The sequence below is a fragment of the Rhodococcus sp. MEB032 genome (assembly GCF_030208925.1).
Classification (GTDB): domain Bacteria; phylum Actinomycetota; class Actinomycetes; order Mycobacteriales; family Mycobacteriaceae; genus Rhodococcus_F; species Rhodococcus_F qingshengii.
The window spans coordinates 16,542-32,131 of record NZ_JARVSY010000039.1 but is presented as its reverse complement, the minus strand read 5'-3'; the positions used below and the strand labels follow the sequence as shown (position 1 = coordinate 32,131).

The 15,590-nt window shown below is 58.9% G+C and carries 13 protein-coding genes and 2 pseudogenes; 9 read left to right on the top strand and 6 right to left on the bottom strand.

Annotation, left to right across the window (positions count from 1 at the left end; all coding sequences use genetic code 11):
• Positions 1–6: 6 nt before the first annotated feature.
• The gene (locus QRN54_RS28865) at positions 7–993 is read left to right on the top strand and encodes a heparan-alpha-glucosaminide N-acetyltransferase domain-containing protein (RefSeq protein ID WP_269747019.1); all 987 of its coding nucleotides are present in this window, start codon (positions 7–9) and stop codon (positions 991–993) included.
• A gap of 154 nt (positions 994–1,147) precedes the next feature.
• Here QRN54_RS28865 and QRN54_RS28860 read toward each other — a convergent pair whose 3' ends face one another.
• Positions 1,148–1,906, bottom strand: coding sequence for a BPL-N domain-containing protein (locus QRN54_RS28860; RefSeq protein ID WP_232318997.1), 759 nt, complete (start codon positions 1,904–1,906; stop codon positions 1,148–1,150).
• Positions 1,907–2,011: 105 nt separating this feature from the next.
• On the opposite strand from QRN54_RS28860, the pseudogene QRN54_RS28855 reads away from it, so the two are divergent.
• Positions 2,012–2,305: pseudogene (locus QRN54_RS28855) on the top strand (AMP-binding enzyme); the annotation flags it as partial.
• A 75-nt stretch (positions 2,306–2,380) separates the two neighbouring features.
• Here the strand turns inward: QRN54_RS28855 and QRN54_RS28850 are convergent.
• The 3 genes and pseudogenes from QRN54_RS28850 to QRN54_RS28840 all read right to left on the bottom strand — a co-directional run.
• Positions 2,381–2,980 (bottom strand): annotated as a pseudogene (locus tag QRN54_RS28850) (IS3 family transposase); the annotation flags it as partial.
• Between the two features lie 246 nt (positions 2,981–3,226).
• A complete protein-coding gene (locus QRN54_RS28845; RefSeq protein ID WP_157092614.1) occupies positions 3,227–3,391 on the bottom strand; it encodes a hypothetical protein in 165 nt (54 codons plus the stop codon).
• A gap of 73 nt (positions 3,392–3,464) precedes the next feature.
• A complete protein-coding gene (locus QRN54_RS28840; RefSeq protein WP_083471142.1) occupies positions 3,465–4,556 on the bottom strand; it encodes a PucR family transcriptional regulator in 1,092 nt (363 codons plus the stop codon).
• Between the two features lie 94 nt (positions 4,557–4,650).
• Here QRN54_RS28840 and QRN54_RS28835 point away from each other — a divergent pair, with 94 nt between their 5' ends.
• From QRN54_RS28835 to QRN54_RS33680, 7 genes are all read left to right on the top strand, one after another.
• Positions 4,651–6,120, top strand: coding sequence for an amidase (locus tag QRN54_RS28835; RefSeq protein ID WP_054187096.1), 1,470 nt, complete (start codon positions 4,651–4,653; stop codon positions 6,118–6,120).
• An 82-nt stretch (positions 6,121–6,202) separates the two neighbouring features.
• Complete coding sequence (locus QRN54_RS28830) at positions 6,203–7,528, top strand: saccharopine dehydrogenase family protein (protein ID WP_054187097.1); 1,326 nt, start codon at positions 6,203–6,205, stop codon at positions 7,526–7,528.
• A gap of 10 nt (positions 7,529–7,538) precedes the next feature.
• The gene (locus tag QRN54_RS28825) at positions 7,539–8,978 is read left to right on the top strand and encodes a phytoene desaturase family protein (protein ID WP_054187098.1); all 1,440 of its coding nucleotides are present in this window, start codon (positions 7,539–7,541) and stop codon (positions 8,976–8,978) included.
• Between the two features lie 42 nt (positions 8,979–9,020).
• Positions 9,021–10,751, top strand: a complete 1,731-nt coding sequence (locus QRN54_RS28820) for a DUF3556 domain-containing protein (protein WP_083471143.1) — start codon at positions 9,021–9,023, stop codon at positions 10,749–10,751.
• A 73-nt stretch (positions 10,752–10,824) separates the two neighbouring features.
• Positions 10,825–12,381: an AMP-binding protein gene (locus QRN54_RS28815; protein WP_054187100.1), complete on the top strand. Its 1,557-nt coding sequence runs from the start codon at positions 10,825–10,827 to the stop codon at positions 12,379–12,381.
• A 36-nt stretch (positions 12,382–12,417) separates the two neighbouring features.
• Entirely contained in the window at positions 12,418–13,656 is a 1,239-nt protein-coding gene (locus QRN54_RS28810) for a thiolase family protein (RefSeq protein WP_054187101.1), read from the top strand.
• Between the two features lie 269 nt (positions 13,657–13,925).
• Positions 13,926–14,324, top strand: a complete 399-nt coding sequence (locus QRN54_RS33680) for a DUF2834 domain-containing protein (RefSeq protein WP_083471144.1) — start codon at positions 13,926–13,928, stop codon at positions 14,322–14,324.
• A gap of 142 nt (positions 14,325–14,466) precedes the next feature.
• Here QRN54_RS33680 and QRN54_RS28805 read toward each other — a convergent pair whose 3' ends face one another.
• Both QRN54_RS28805 and QRN54_RS28800 read right to left on the bottom strand, forming a co-directional pair.
• A complete protein-coding gene (locus QRN54_RS28805) occupies positions 14,467–15,177 on the bottom strand; it encodes a transglutaminase-like domain-containing protein (RefSeq protein ID WP_054187102.1) in 711 nt (236 codons plus the stop codon).
• A 41-nt stretch (positions 15,178–15,218) separates the two neighbouring features.
• On the bottom strand, positions 15,219–15,446 hold the full coding sequence (locus tag QRN54_RS28800; protein WP_232318998.1) for a helix-turn-helix domain-containing protein: 228 nt from the start codon (positions 15,444–15,446) through the stop codon (positions 15,219–15,221).
• Positions 15,447–15,590 lie beyond the last annotated feature (144 nt).

The window sequence follows — 15,590 nt, the reverse complement described above, 5'->3', positions numbered from 1 at the left end:
CTCGGCATCGATACCGCTCGCGGCATCGCGCTGCTCGGCATGATGGCCGTCCACTCCCTCGTCGCAGTCAGCGACAACGGAGCACCGACCCTGTCCTACAGCATCGCGGCAGGTCGATCATCAGCGCTATTCGCAGTCCTGGCCGGAGTAGGAATAGCGCTCACCACCGGCCGAGCACGAGTAGAACGCGGCGACCTGGGAGCCACCGCAGCATCACTGGCCGCACGAGCAGCGGCAGTCGGTGCGATCGGACTGATCATGGGATACACCGACGCCGAATACGCCGTGGTCATCCTGCCGTACTATGCGATCCTCTTCCTCCTCGCGATCCCTCTGGTGTACCTCCCCACCCGCACCCTCGCAGTACTCGCGCTACTGATCGCGGTCGCAGTACCCGCTGTCATCGAATTCTTCGGAACATCACTGCCTGCACCGAGTTTGGACAACCCAACGCTGACCGGCATCGTCGAAGACCCGGCTGGCTGGGCCACCGAGCTCCTGCTCAACGGCGAATTCCCGGCTCTCCCCTGGACGGCATACATCTGCGCCGGAATCGTCATCGGACGCCTGCGGCTGACCTCGGCCACGGTTGCCGGCTCCCTGCTGATGGTCGGTACCGCACTCGCGGTCGGTGCCCGTATTTTCTCCGAGCTCCTCATCTTTCGCCTCGGCGGTCTCGAATACCTCGTCGCGGGCAGCAAACTGCCACGCCAGGAGATCCTCGACCTTATCTCCTACGGAGCCGACGGCTCGGTCTACGGATCGACGTGGTGGTGGCTCGTGGTCGACGGCCCCCACAGCAGCACACCACTGGATCTGATAGGAACGATCGGCTCGTCGACAGCAGCCATCGGAGCAACACTGTTTCTCGGTCATCTCACGGGCACACTATTGGGAAAGTTGACCAACCTCGTCATGATGCCCTTGGCAGCGGCTGGCTCAATGACATTGACGCTGTACGTACTCCATATCTGGTTCATCAACTCGAACTAAGACACCTACGGCGCCTGGGCGGGATATCTCCTGCAGGTGATGGCCGCGTTTGCAATCGGAATCTTCGTTAAACTCACTACCGGCCGCGGACCATTGGAAGCGTTCGTGACGATGGTCGCCAATCGAAGTAAGCGAGCAGTTATCGAACGGGCACTCATACACTTCGCCCACCGAGACGACTGACCGACGCGACCAAATCGTGGCCGAGGTCGAAGCGAATCCCGTCCGGATTCGTCAGACCGCGCGTGTACCAAGATTGGCCGGCTTCCGGATGCGGTCCGACGACCCCCACACGACCACGCCCGAAGCCTGCGATAACCGCTGCAATCTTTCCGTTTCGGTACCGCGCCAAGACCTCTACCGGGGCGTCATCACGCAGCACGAATATGGGACCGTCCTGGAAGAACATCAAACGCTCCTCTCCCCGCCAGGTCACCTCGACCACCGTGTTGCTGGTGGTGTCGATCCCCGAGTTCCGCGACGAGATATACCGCGCGGTGTCGCCCGGAAGAAGCCCGAAACCCGGTGTGACGCCTGCCAAATAGCCACCCAGACAGAACCCGAAGTACTGCCCTCCGGAGTCGACCCATTCGCGAATCGACTCGGCATGTTGTTCCATGTGGACCCACGCAGCCGCGAGCTCCCCGCCGCCGGGTTGCGCGTAAAGCGACACACTTTCCAAGGAAGCTGCAGTCAGCGGAATTTCCTCAGTAGGACCGCAGAAAGTGACCTCGTACGGCTCCGGCGCGGACTCCAACAACCGTGCAACAGCTTCCGGACAACCCGGCGACGAGGCCGGGCCCCGATAGACAAGTGCACGTCGAAGAGGCCTACGAGTGGGATCGGCTGACGCAACACTCGCGGCGCCCACGACAGCCAGAGCACCTGAAAGGAAAAAAGTCCGGCGCTTCACTGAACAAACCTCATCAACGATCTCCAACTCTCACGGCTCACCCTACCGAACTGTGCCCCCTCACGTTGCCGTGCTCCGGCAGGCGGGACGGGACGAGTCCACCGCTACACATACCCCGACGTCCTCGACGCACAGGTCGTGGGGGTTCCCGATGAAAAGTACGGCGAAGAGCTGATGGCCTGGCTGCGCATCAAGGATGGTTCCACTCACCCCACCGCCGAATCGATCCGTGAGTTCTGCGCTGGAAAGATCGCCCACTACAAGATCCCTCGCTACATCACCGTCATCGACGAATTTCCCATGACCGTCACCGGAAAAATCCGCAAGATCGAACTGCGATCGCAGGCAATCGACCTGATCCACCCTCAGCAACTCGACGGCCTCGACTCTCACGATTGATCGAGCCGAACTCAGGTGCCAGGAAACTCACACGAACGACGAAGAGGGAAACACAATGTCCATGATGAAAGCCCCCATCAACCGTTCGACCGTGCACCGCGCCACGTCGATGCCCTCTCGCCGCATGTGCAGCCACACCTTGCGGGCGCCGTACACCGAATAATTCTCGGCATGAACACGACTGACCTCGGCTTTGAGCTCTTCGTCGCGCACGGCCCGCCGCGAAGCGGAACGGTTGCGGGCCTCGTAGTAGGTGGACGGCGCAATTGGGCAGCCGTGCTCGGTGAGCACTCTGCAGATTGACTGGACGCCGTACTCGTTTTTGTATCGGTTGATGTAGTCGATGATCACTTGTTGTTGCGGTCGAGCTCCGCTGCGAAGAAAACCGATGTCGACTTCAGGATTTCGTTGGCACGCTTGAGTTCCCGATTCTCGGCCCGAAGTTTGCGCATTTCCGCAGCCATTTCGCTCGTCACACCAGGTCGTTCGCCGGCGTCGGTCTGCGCTCTCCGGATCCAGTTGAGCAACGTTTGCGCTGTTCCGATACCGAGTTTTGTCGGCCACGGATTCGACCGCGGCCCACTCCGACGGGTACTCATGTTGGACCTCGGCGACCATCCGAACCGCACGCTCACGCAGTTCGGGCGGGTACCTCTTGTTCGTTGCTGACGACATGACTCCATCTTTCCCAAAGAATGAAGTCCCCGGAAACTCCGGTGCGACTCAAACTTACTTTCACAAGCGCTTTTGTATCGGTCTATGTAGTCAATGATCACTTGTTGTTGCGGCCCTGCTCCGCCACAAAGAAAACCGACGTCGACTTCAAGACCTCGTTGGCACGCTTGAGTTTCCGTATTCTCGGCGCGAAGTTTGCGCATCTCCGCAGCCGATTCGGGAGTCACACCAGACCACTCGCCGGCATCAGATTGCGCCCTCCGAATCAAAGTTGAGCAATGTCTGCGCTGTTCCGGTACCGAGGTTGTCGGCCACGGCCCACTCCGACGGATATTCGTGCTGGACCTCGGCGACCATCCGAACCGCCCGCTCACGCAACTCCGCCGGGTAACTCTGTTCGTTGCAGTTCACATGACTCCCTCCTTCCCGAAAAATGAAGTCCCCCAAACTCGCCGGTGCAATTCACGGGGTCACCCAATCCTGACTACTTTATAAGCCATTCGAAGGCGCGGAGAGCCACTCCCAGTTCGAGGGAGTACGGGATCCCGGTACTTTCAGGTAGGAGAGTGCCGATCGTATTCAATCGGCTGCGCACGGTCCTTTCCGAGATTTCCATCGCACGTGCAGTGTTGCGGGTGTTTTGTCCGCTCTCGATGAAGCACTGCAGTGTTTGCCGAAGTAGTTTGATTCGCGCTGAGTCACCCATTGCCATGCCCAGTTGACGTTCGACGAACACCAGCGCTTCTTGAGGGCTGTTCAGCAGAATCGCAGCCAAGCCCGCTTCATCATAGGTGAGTGTCGATTCGCCTAGACGGCTCGCGACCTCTCGCGCAATCAGGGCCTGGCGATGAGATTGCCTGAACCCGGCGGGCCCCGACACTGGACTGCCGATGCCCACAGTGCCGACTGCAGGACCGGACACAGCCAACCGAGCAATGTCAGACGCTTGCCGCACCCCGAACCACGACCACCAAACCGAAGTGTCGGCGCAAACGGTGAACGACGGCCCCCGATAGCCGTGACTCAACTCCTCCATGTAGTCACCGACCGGACCCGATGCGACAAGGGCGACATGCGTTTGTTTGAGTTCGTAGAAGTCGAGGGGATAATCGTCTTTACCTGCGAGGACCGTCTGAATTTCCCTCAACCTAGCCTTGGGATTGACACCGCCCTGCAGTGCCTGGACTTCGCTTTCGTACTCGACGCATACGGACGAAATCAACAGTTCCATCAGGTCGAAAAGATCGACGAGGGTCGAATTGCGCGCACCGTCTTGGACAAGAGTCTCTTGCAGAATCCGATGACCGGTCCGATAGCACTGCACTAGCGCCAGCAGAGGCATCGCGTGCCGTGCCGCAAGTCGCGCCACATGCCTGCACTGGGGGACGGTTTCGATAGTGATAGGCGCACCCCCAGCCAGAGCCGCGAAGATCGTGTCCACTACTTGCTCGGTCTCGCGCGCGACGATCGACTTGAGTAGCGGATCCGCCAGCAAGGGACTGTAGGCCTGATCAACTGCCACTACCGACTCCAACAAGAAGGTTGCTATACGAGATGCTCGGGTGCTTGATGTCATCCTGACCTTCCTTCCTGTAGTAGGAAGAATTTGATCATAAGATACCTACTCTAGGCATTATCATGGTTGCGGATCCGACATAGCGTTGTTGGCCATGACGAACATCACTCTGCTCCCCGCGGCGCAACTCGCCCAAATGATTCGTTCACGCGATGTCTCCATCGTGGACGTGGTCCATGAACATCTCGACCGTATCGAGCTGGTTAATCCGCAGATCAACGCCTATGTCACGGTAGTGCCCGAATCGGCACTGGCGGATGCCGATCGTCTCCAGTCCGAGCTCGACGCCGGACATATTCGTGGGCCGCTGCACGGAGTGCCGCTTGCCATCAAGGACCTATTCGACTTCAAGGCCGGTGTGCCCAACACCTTCGGTGTCAAAGAGTTGGCCGACTTCATTCCCGACGAAACGTCGGAACACGTCGACAGCCTGGAACGGCAAGGGCTTGTTGTGTTGGGGAAGACCAATACCCCTGAGTTCGGTCACAAAGGGGTAACCGACAACAGGCTGTTCGGACCTACCTCCACTCCCTTCCTGTCTGGAATGAATGCGGGCGGGTCCTCTGGAGGTAGCGCATCGGCAGTCGCAGCGGGAATCGCCACACTGGCGCAAGGAAGCGACGGTGGTGGTTCGGTTCGCATACCCGCAGCACTGAGCGGAGCCGTGGGCTTCAAACCCACATTCGGGGTGATCGGCGATGTCATCAGGCCTGATGCTTGGTTCGCATTCAACCCTTACATGGGTAACGGACCCATTGCACGCTCTGTCGAAGATTGCACACTCCTCCTCAACGCCATGAGCGGATACGTCCCCCGAGATCCCGGCAGCGTACCGATCGAATGCATCGACTACAGCCGGTCGATCTTCGAGCCGGTGTCCGGTATACGCGTCGCCTTTCTCCCCACCCTCGGCGGTTTTCCGGTGCAGTCGGACGTCGCGAGCGTCACCGCCGAAGCAGTCACCGCACTGGAACAGCTGGGACTACACGTAGATACACCCAGTTTCGCGATTCCCGGAGGGCACCAAGAAGCGTCGGATCTGTGGACCAGATTCATTTCGGGTGCACTCGTAGCGATCAATTCCATGTTCAAAGACATGGGCGTCGATCTGCAGTCGACCGCCTGGGCAGACATGCCGCCGGCATTCCGTTCCGAACTCGAGCGCGGTCTAACCATGACCGTGGCGCAGGTTCGCGCCGACCAGAATCTGCGAACCGCGATATTCGACTCATTTGCGGACGTTTTCGAAAACTACGATCTGATTGTTTCGCCGACGCTTGCGGTGTCTTCTATTCCAAATGCGGACGACGGCTGGACGGTGGGACCTCAGGTGCTCAGTGGGGAGACCGTAGATCCCACTATCGGGTGGTGCCTGACGCATCCGTTCAATTACACGGGCTCGCCAGCGATTTCGGTTCCCGCCGGATTCACGCCGGAAGGTGCGCCGGTCGGTCTGCAAATTGTCGGACGCCGGTACGAGGATTCCAAGGTGCTCGCTGTAGCTGCCGCCCTCGAACGGGCACGGCCTTGGTCGCATCGATATTCGCAGCTGTTCTCCAGTTAGCCCGGACGTCGCCGTCTTCGCCTCGAATCGAGTCAGTGGAACTCAACTCGATTGTGTTCTCGTGTAAAGGATTCCCATCACCATGACTGCCACACCGAACAAGCCCCGAATCGTCATTCTGGGTGCCGCCGGCGAAATGTGCACTATCGCCGTTCATCGATTCTGCGCCGCTGGCGTCGATGTCGAACTTATTCTCTACGACCTCGATACCGATCGGCTTCGCGATCTGGCTGACAGCCTGCCAATCCAATGCAAGATGGGACGGCTGGACATCTTCGACGCAAATGCGTTGAAGGAGGCAGTTCAGGAGGCCACGCTGGTCGTATTGGGAGCTGGCCCATATTTGAAGACCTCGAAGCCAGTTATCGACGCGTGCCTCTCGGCCGGCGTCGACTACCTCGACTACGCCGATGACGTCCAACCGACCTTGGATGCGTTAACTCAGCACTCACGCGCACAAGAACTCGGTGTTGCCGCATACATCGGATGTGGTTCCTCCCCAGGGCTGTTGAACATCATGGCGGTCGATGCCGCAGCCGAGATCGACCACGTGCACGCAATCGATGTGTGCTGGTGTACCGGCGACGAAGGTGCGAAGCCGTACGGGGCCGCGGTGATCGAGCACCTGTTCCACATCGCAGCAGGCGAATGTCTCCTCTGGCGTGACGGCCGAAGTACTACCGTCGAGAGCTACTCGACGAGCGAGCGGGTCGACATGGGCGGCACCTTGGGGGCCACGACCCTGTATACCTGCGCACACCCCGAATCGGCCACCCTTCCCCGGGCCTTCCCCGAAGCGCAGAGCATCCGCGTTCTCGGCGGTCTCGACCCGGCACCAGTCAACGCGGTTGCCCGAGGAGTGGCAGTTGCGGTGAGAGACGGGGAACTGGACACTCCGAGCGCCATCGCGTTCTTCCAACAGATCATGCAAGACAAGTTAGGCACCGTTCGAGGCTGGCGCTACGCATTCCCGGAGTTGCTGCGGCAAGTTCGGCGCGGGGAAGAAACTCCGGCGGGGCTCGCGAAATTCCTCTTCCGCTCGTCGATTTCCCGTCACTTGCCGTATCGGGGCGGCCTCGTGGCTCGCGTCAGAGGTGAGAAAAATGGTTCTCCGATCGAGGTGAGCGTCCAGACCACACTCGATTCCGACGCCGAGACGTCCTTCCTCTGGAGGAGTATGGGCACCACCACGGGCACCTCCATCGCTGCGTTCATGCTTCTCGCACTGGAACGTTCGATCAAGAAGGACAAGGGCGGGGTGTTCAGCCCCGAGGAGTGGGTCACCCCGCCGCAGTTCTACGAAGCCATGGTTCGGGTTGGGACGCCGAAGGACGAGCTCCCGACCAAACACACCGCAGCTGCCGAGGGAACGGCGTCCAGTCGAATCCCGGCGGACCAGGGCGACTAGGTATTGCGACATGGTGCGAGCTGTAGTGGTCGGGAGCGGTCCCAACGGACTTGCCGCTGGGTTGAGTCTTGCGCTGGCGGGGGTGGACATCACCGTACTGGAAGCGAAAGACCAGGTAGGAGGCGGCACTGCGAGTGCTGAACTGACGCTTCCCGGACTCATTCACGACGTGTGCTCAGGTTTTCATCCTCTCGCAGTCGACAACGCCTTCTCGAGATCTGTCGATCTCGAGGCTCATGGTCTGCAATGGCGGTGGCCCGAGATTCAGTACTCGCATCCGCTTGGAACCGAGGGAGATGGGGCGGCTGCGTTCCAGTCGCAGTCGGCTACCGCGCACACGCTCGGTGTCGACGCGGTCCGCTGGAAGCAGGTGTTCGGCTCACTCATCGCCGACTTCCCCCAGACTTCCCTGGATGTAATGCAGCCGATGGCTCGTATTCCACGCCACCCCGTCAAGTTGGCCAAATTCGGCCTCAGAGCCGCGGTCCCGGCCACGGTCCTGGCCAGCGCCTTCAAAACGGAGCAAGCTCGCGCATTGCTGGGTGGAGTTGCCGCACACGGGCTTATCTCGTTTGGGCGGCCGTTGTCCGCGTCCGTAGGCACCGCGTTAGCGGTCGCTGCACACACGTACGGCTGGCCGGTGGCCGAAGGCGGTTCCGCCGCCATCAGTCAAGCAATGACAGCAGCGTTGAGAGAACGAGGTGCGCGAATCCATACAGGAGTCGCCGTTACCACACTTCGTGAACTACGCGATGCCGACCTCGTGATGCTGGACGTCTCGCCCAGCGCAGCGATCACCATCATGGGAGATCTGATGCCATCTCGAATTAGGCGCTCCCTAAGAAGCTTTCGCCATGGACCGGCCGCGTTCAAAGTGGACTACGCAATCGATGGCGGCGTGCCATGGAAGCACCTGCCCTCTCGTGCCGCCGGCACAGTCCACCTCGGCGGCACGTTCTCGCAGATTCGGCACGCGGAAAACCAGGTACTTCGCGGCCGCGTCCCGGCCGAGCCCTTTGTCCTTGTAGGCCAACAGTTCCTGGCCGATCCGACGCGCTCGCATGAGTCCGTGAATCCGCTGTATGCGTACGCGCACGTGCCGCATGGTTTCACCGGTGACCTGACCGACGTCGTAACAGCGACCATCGAAAGGTACGCGCCCGGATTCCGCGAAAGGATCGTCGCACAGACGTCAACCAGTCCGCGCCAGATGGAACGCGCGAATGCCAACTACGTGGGCGGCGACATCATCGGTGGAGCAAGCACTCCGATGCAGATCGCCTTTCGCCCGCGTCCTGCACGCGACCCCTATTGGCTCGGTTACCGAAATGTATTTCTCTGTTCATCCTCCACGCCACCAGGCGCAGGCGCACACGGAATGTGCGGCTATAACGCGGCAATGTCTGCCCTCAGACGTCTCGGAATACGTCCGACACATTCTGACCAGTAAACGAATGCTTGCGTACGCCATAAATAATCGAAGGAAACGCATATGGGATTGTTGACACCTCCCCCTGCCCCGGTCGGCGCGGAGGAATGGGAGCGGCTGGGTCATTTAGAACGCGTCCGAGTCATGTCGGAGGTATGGGCAGAACGCGGTGCGGAAACGCCCATCTACATACTGCTTTTCTATGTCGCCAAATTGGCCCTGTACGTTCTAGGCGCCTTTCTGGTTATCGCAGCGACACCAGGCATGGGAGGCTTCAGTGATCTCAGCGAATGGTGGTCGGAACCCGTCGTCTACCAAAAGCTGATTATCTTCACATGCCTGATTGAGATACTCGGGCTGGGATCGTCAACCGGACCGCTGTGCTTCAAATTCACCGTTCCTTTTGCCGCACCGCTACATTGGGCGCGCCCGGGGAGCCTCCGTCAACCACCGTGGCCCAAGATTCCAGGAACGACCGGCGACAAGCGGACGATCTTCGATGTATTGCTCTACTTCGCCATCGTCGTCATCATGTGCGCCCTCCTCGCAGCCCCCGCCGAGGTTTCGACCACTGCAAACTTTGAACTGGGCACGGTCGACCCCCGATATGTCATCGCCTTTGTCATCGTCATTGTCCTGATAGGACTGCGAGACAAGGTGCTGTTCATCGCTTCGAGGCCCGAAATCTACGTCCTACCCTCTGCCATATTTTTGTTTCCCGTAGATCAAGCGATTCCGGGGTTGCAAGTTGCTCTTGCTGCGGTCTGGATCGGTGCTGGCGCCAGTAAGTTCACGCACCATTTCCCATCCGTCGTGACAGCGATGACCAGCAATGCACCCTTCCGTCCCAAATTCTTCAAGCGTGCGCTGTACCGCAACTTCCCGGAGGACCTCAGAGCGGGGCGGAAAGCATTTCTCCTGGCTCATGTCAGCACCGCAATAGAGATCGCTGCACCAATCGTCTTGTTGACATGTACCAACCCCTGGGCCACAGCGCTCTCACTCGGCGCACTGATCACCCTTCACCTCGTCATTTTGTCGCACGTTCCGCTGGCGGTTCCCAATGAGTGGAACGTCTTCATGATTGCCGCTGGCGTCTATCTGTTCTGGATCAATCGGGACTACACCGTGTTCGACATCTCCAGTCCAGGACTGGTGACGCTACTGATCTGTGGATTCGTGGTGCCGGTGGTCGTCGGGAGTCTGCGTCCCGATCTCGTCTCCTTCGCGCTGGCCATGCGCTACTACGCGGGTAACTGGCCAGCCAGCCTGTGGTGCTTCAAAGGCGATGTGATCTCTCGAATTTCACCGAACGTCGTTAAAGCATCTCCGATGGTTCACGAGCAGATCGCCAAGTTGTACGACGAGCGGTATGCCGGGCTACTCAATTACAAATTTCGTGCCTGGCGATCACTGCACCCGGAAGGAAGAATTCTCAACGGATTGCTACCACGTGCGCTAGGGGACATCGACGATTACGAGATTGTCGATGGCGAGATCATTGCCAGCGCCCTGAATGGGTGGAACATGGGCGACGGCCACATGCACAACGAACAATTACTGCGCACAGTACAGCAACGGTGCGGATTCGAGGCGAATGAACTGGTAGTGATCATGATCGAATCGCAACCGATACACCGATCCGTACACCGCTATCGCATTGTCGACGCAAAATTGGGCGAGATCGAGCGCGGAACTGTGCGGGTGAGCGATGTCATCGACAGACAACCGTGGAATGCCGACGCAGTCCCAGTGGCACTCGAAGGGCCCTCGAGGGGCATCAGCAAAAAATAGACAAACCGATGTAAGCAAAGTTTCGCTTCGCAGAAAGAAATACAACTGCGTATAAATTGAGAAAGGAATCGGCATGTCGATCATCGATATGTTCGACCAGGGTTGGTCTTGGAATCCGCAGGGCGTGGCTTTCGAGCAGAACGGGCACGTCACTACGTATGACGCCGCCGGGCGCCTGTCGTGTCAGGTGGCACATGCGCTGCTGGCGGAGGGCATCAGTACAGGAACAAAGTGCGCAGTGTGGGCGGAGAACGACTCCACCGCGTGGGTGTGCACCTTGGGAATTTGGCGTGCCAATGCATGTTGGATCCCAGTCGGTGTCAGAAACACCACAGAGAGCAATAGCAGTATGCTCGACAAATTCGATTGCGAAGTTATCTTCTACCAAAGCACGTTTGCGCCGCAGATTCTCGCCTTGGCGGGTTCACTACCTCAAATCACTACCTGGATCTGTATCGACGGCCCTCCTGCCCGCACCGGGACGCCAGGGTGGACCACGCTAGCTGAGTTCGTTAACGATGCTCCCTCGACTCGGCCCAATCTAACTGTCGATATGAACGATCCCGCGATGCTGTCGCAGACCGGCGGTACAACCGGGATCTCGAAAGGCGTTGTCAACACCCACCGCAGTTTGAAGGCGTTCTGTGCGAACTTCATGTATGCCACCCCCTATCCTCGGGGCACGTTTCCCGTCAATTTGGCGGCAGCGCCGATGACACACACCGCGGGCGTACTCAGCCTGCCGACATCGGCCCGCGGAGGCATCGTCGTGATCTCGACCGCCTCGAATGCAGCGGATCTAATTGCGACAGTAAGGGATCGTGGGATTACGGAACTGTTTCTGCCGCCCACCGTCATATACCGAATGATGGATGCCGCGCAGCCCGAGGCGTTGCGGGGACACAGGTTGCGCTACCTGATCTATGGAGCGGCTCCCATCGCTACTCGGCGATTGCGTGAGGCTCTCGACTTCTTCGGACCGTGCCTGATGGGAGGCTACGGGCAGACAGAGGCTCCGGCGTCGATCAGTTTCCTATTGCCCGACCAGCACTACGCAGACGGGACGGTGGCTTCTGACAAGCGGTTGCAGACCGTCGGTCGGCCGAGTCCACTGGTGTCCGTCACGGTTCAGGATGGTGACGGTCGAATTCTGGATACCGGCCAGACCGGGGAACTGTGTGTTCGCGGTGACCTGGTGATGCATGGGTATTACAACGACGACACCGAAACAGCGCGTGCGTTCCGAAACGGGTGGCTCCGGACGGGGGACATCGGGCACATCGACTCCGACGGCTTCATCTCCATCACAGACCGCCACAAGGACATGATCATTACAGGGGGCTTCAACGTTTATCCCAGCGAAGTCGAACAAACACTCTGGGCGCATCCAGCTGTCAAAGAATGTGCTGTGGTCGGCGTCCCGGATCCGGTGTGGGGTGAGCTGGTCACGGCTGCGGTCGAACTCCGGTCCGGTGCGGATACCACCCCCGAGCAATTGATCGCGTTCTGTAAAGGCCGGTTGGGTTCCGTTAAAGCGCCGAAATCCATCTTCTTTCTGAATCAGTTGCCGCGCAGTCCGATCGGGAAGGTCCTGAAGAGAACCCTGCGTGACGATCTGAGCAGACGGTGATCACATACGCTCGCGCCGAACAGGAAGGCTGAGATCATGTCAGCGGTATACATCGTGGGTACGGCTATGACTCGATTCGGGTTGTTTCCAAATCGGTCGGTATTCGACCTGGTGAACGAAGCCGTCAGCGACGCCCTCGTTGACGCATCGTGCGAATTGAATGATGTGCGCAGTGTTTTCTATTCCGGAATGACAAACGGGTTCTTTCAAGGCCAGCACTCCATTCCCGGGCATGTCTACCTTCGGAGAATGGGTGTGCAGGGAGTTCCCGTGTTCAACGTTGAATCTGCTTGCGCCTCAGGTAGTGTCGCGGTGCACCTGGCATATCGCAATCTCATCTCCGGGGGTTCAGACATAGCCCTCGCTGTGGGCGCCGAAAAGATGACAGGTGGCGAGAGAAACGAAGCGCTCCGTCTCTTCGAAAGCGGCTGGGATGTCGAGTGCGCTGATGCCAGCCGTGCCAGCTTCCTACGAATAGGTGAAGACATCCCGGCGCCTCCGAACTTCAGTACTGGCGATCCGTACAGCGCGTTCATGGACGTCTACGCCGGAATGGCCCGCTGGCACATGAAGACCTACGGCACCAGCATCAGGGACTTCGCAGAGGTCGCCGCGAAAAATCATGTCCACTCTGCCTACAACGAAAAGGCGCAATATCGCCGCCCTCTCACGGTGGAACAGATTCTGGCTGCAAAACCGATCGTCTACCCGCTCACTGCCCCGATGTGTGCGCCCTTGTCCGATGGTGCTGCCGCGTTGATTCTCGCCACCGAAGATGGCCTACGACGGCTCGGTGCGGACAACAGCAGAGCAATTCGCCTAGCCGCCAGCGTCGTTCGGAGCGCGACGGACCGCGACATGGACGATCCCGAAAGAAGCGCCGGTACCCTCACAGCGGGTGAGGCATACGAACAGGCCGGGATCGGACCTGAAGACATCGACCTGGCGGAAGTACACGATGCCTCGGCGGTGGGCGAAGTCCTGCAGGTCGAGAACTTGAAGCTTGTTCCCCGTGGAGAGGCGGCCGCATGGGCCAAGATCGGCGATTTGTCACTCGGAGGAAAGGTGCCTGTCAACACATCTGGCGGTTTGGAATCGAAAGGCCATCCGCTGGGTGCGACCGGACTCGCGCAACTCCACGAGCTGACCCAGCAGTTGCGAGGCGAGGCAGGGCAACGTCAGGTAACCAGAGCCCGGGTCGCCATCCAAGAGAACGGCGGCGGTGTAAGTGGCGTAGAAGAAGCCGTACTCGCGGTACACATTCTGACCCGTTAGGTGTCCGGCGGGCGTCTTGGACCAGCAAGAGTGATCGGGCACGACAACGGGAGTATTCCGATTCTTTTGGCTAAAGGGCAACAATAGAATGCATTTTGTCTACGTATAGGCATCGTTAGGGTCACTCCCGAATCCGGAAACACCGAAGGACTTCCCCTGGCATCCACTCAAGACATGAGAGCGTCCGTATCACGGATGTCGGTAAGCCGCACTTGCCCGGAAATATCAAACGAATTTCATTTAGACTGCAAAAATAGAGAAGGAATGAGATGCCCAACCCGACACGAAAATATGTAGAGAGTTTCTACCTTGTTGCACTTTTAATCGGAACGTTGGTACCCCTCTCCTTCATTGTTCCCTGGCTACTCGACAATGGGCCAGATATTCAGCTATTTGTTCGTACACTGTTCGAAACACCAGTGAGTTCGTACTTCGGCTGGGACGTCATTATCAGCGTCATCGTTCTATGGTCGATGTGTGTTATCGACGACGAACTCCCAGCGCGCGAACGTGCGGCAATCGCTCTGAGTAGTTTCTTAGGCGCATCAGTAGGTATTCCCGCATTTTTATGGCTGCGCGCCCGCCATCGCCGTCGTGCACGGACGGTGTCAACGGAGGCCGTAGTTCGGTGTGCTTGCGTAGACGAAAATGGTTGTCCTACAAGCTGAACTGAAGTGAAAACCCGGTGACCGAACCCGGTATCGGTAGGAGTTTCGTAAAGGAGCCCGCAACCACTCGGAAGACAATGAACTCTTCGCCGTGCTGCTCGCGTTGCCCTCTACGAATTCACATTGTCGCCCGATCAGTTGCTCATTTTGCCGTTTGCGTCGCGCAACCGCGGATCGAGGCAACCTTACGATTCATGATGTGTCGGACTACCTGACGGAACAGTAGCCCTTTCGGCCCCGCCATATTGACCCCGTGCTCGCGATAGGCGTCTGGCTCGTCATATACGCCGAGGTCACGGTTCACTCCGGTCTTCTGGATAGCGGTATCGGTGCCGCACCACGCAACCGGCGGGTTGTCGATATCCTCGGTGCCGGCCCCGTAGCCGAGGAACGCACCGCCGGTTGCGACCGTACCCCGCAGACCTTCGAGATAACTCGCGTCGAGAATCACGCCTTCCAACCCAACCCAGCGATCCTCGAACTCGACTTCCGCCCAACTGTGGAGGATGTTCTCCGGAGCGAGGCGGTAAGCGAATCCATTGACCACGCCTTTCTGTAAGCGTTTGTCAATGGTGGCGCCGTGGAACCGGCACGGTATATCGGCTGCCCGAAATAGGGCCATCAACAGCGATGCCTTGGTGTTGCACTGCCCGTAGCCGTCAGCAAGCACCGCAGAGGCAGATACCTCGTCGGAGACGTTGTAGCCAAAAGCGATCTCGTCGCGGACAAAGTCGTATACCGCACCGATGCGGTCACCATAGGGAAGCTCACGCCACCCGCGAGCTGAAACTAATGTCTGGATCGAGTGCTGGTTGTAGTCGAGTATCGACGTGGGACGCAGGTGGTTGACCATGCGTCCAGGCTATTGATTCGTCTGTCCAGGTGGCTTGAACTTTACGGCTGAGCTTCCCGGTCATTCTCTTGATGACCAGTTGAAGTGTATTCAGGCCACGCATCGCGGTTCAGTTTCATCCCGAAGAGGACCGAGGGGTTGAGTCCGAAATTCGCCTTGAACGCCCGGCTCAAATGAGCAGAATCGCTGAACCCCGCCCCGACTGCCGCCTGGGTGAGGTTTGTACCTCCTGCCACATGCTCCGCTGCCCGTCTGAGTCGGACCGACAATCCGTATCGCCGAAAGGGAATACCGACTTCGCCGGTGAAACAGGTGGGTCAACCGCGAGGGGGAAATGTGAGCTGCGGCGGCCGCTTGTTCGAGGCTGGGTTTCGAACTCGCGGTGTTCTCCAGATATCGCAGTGCCGAATTCA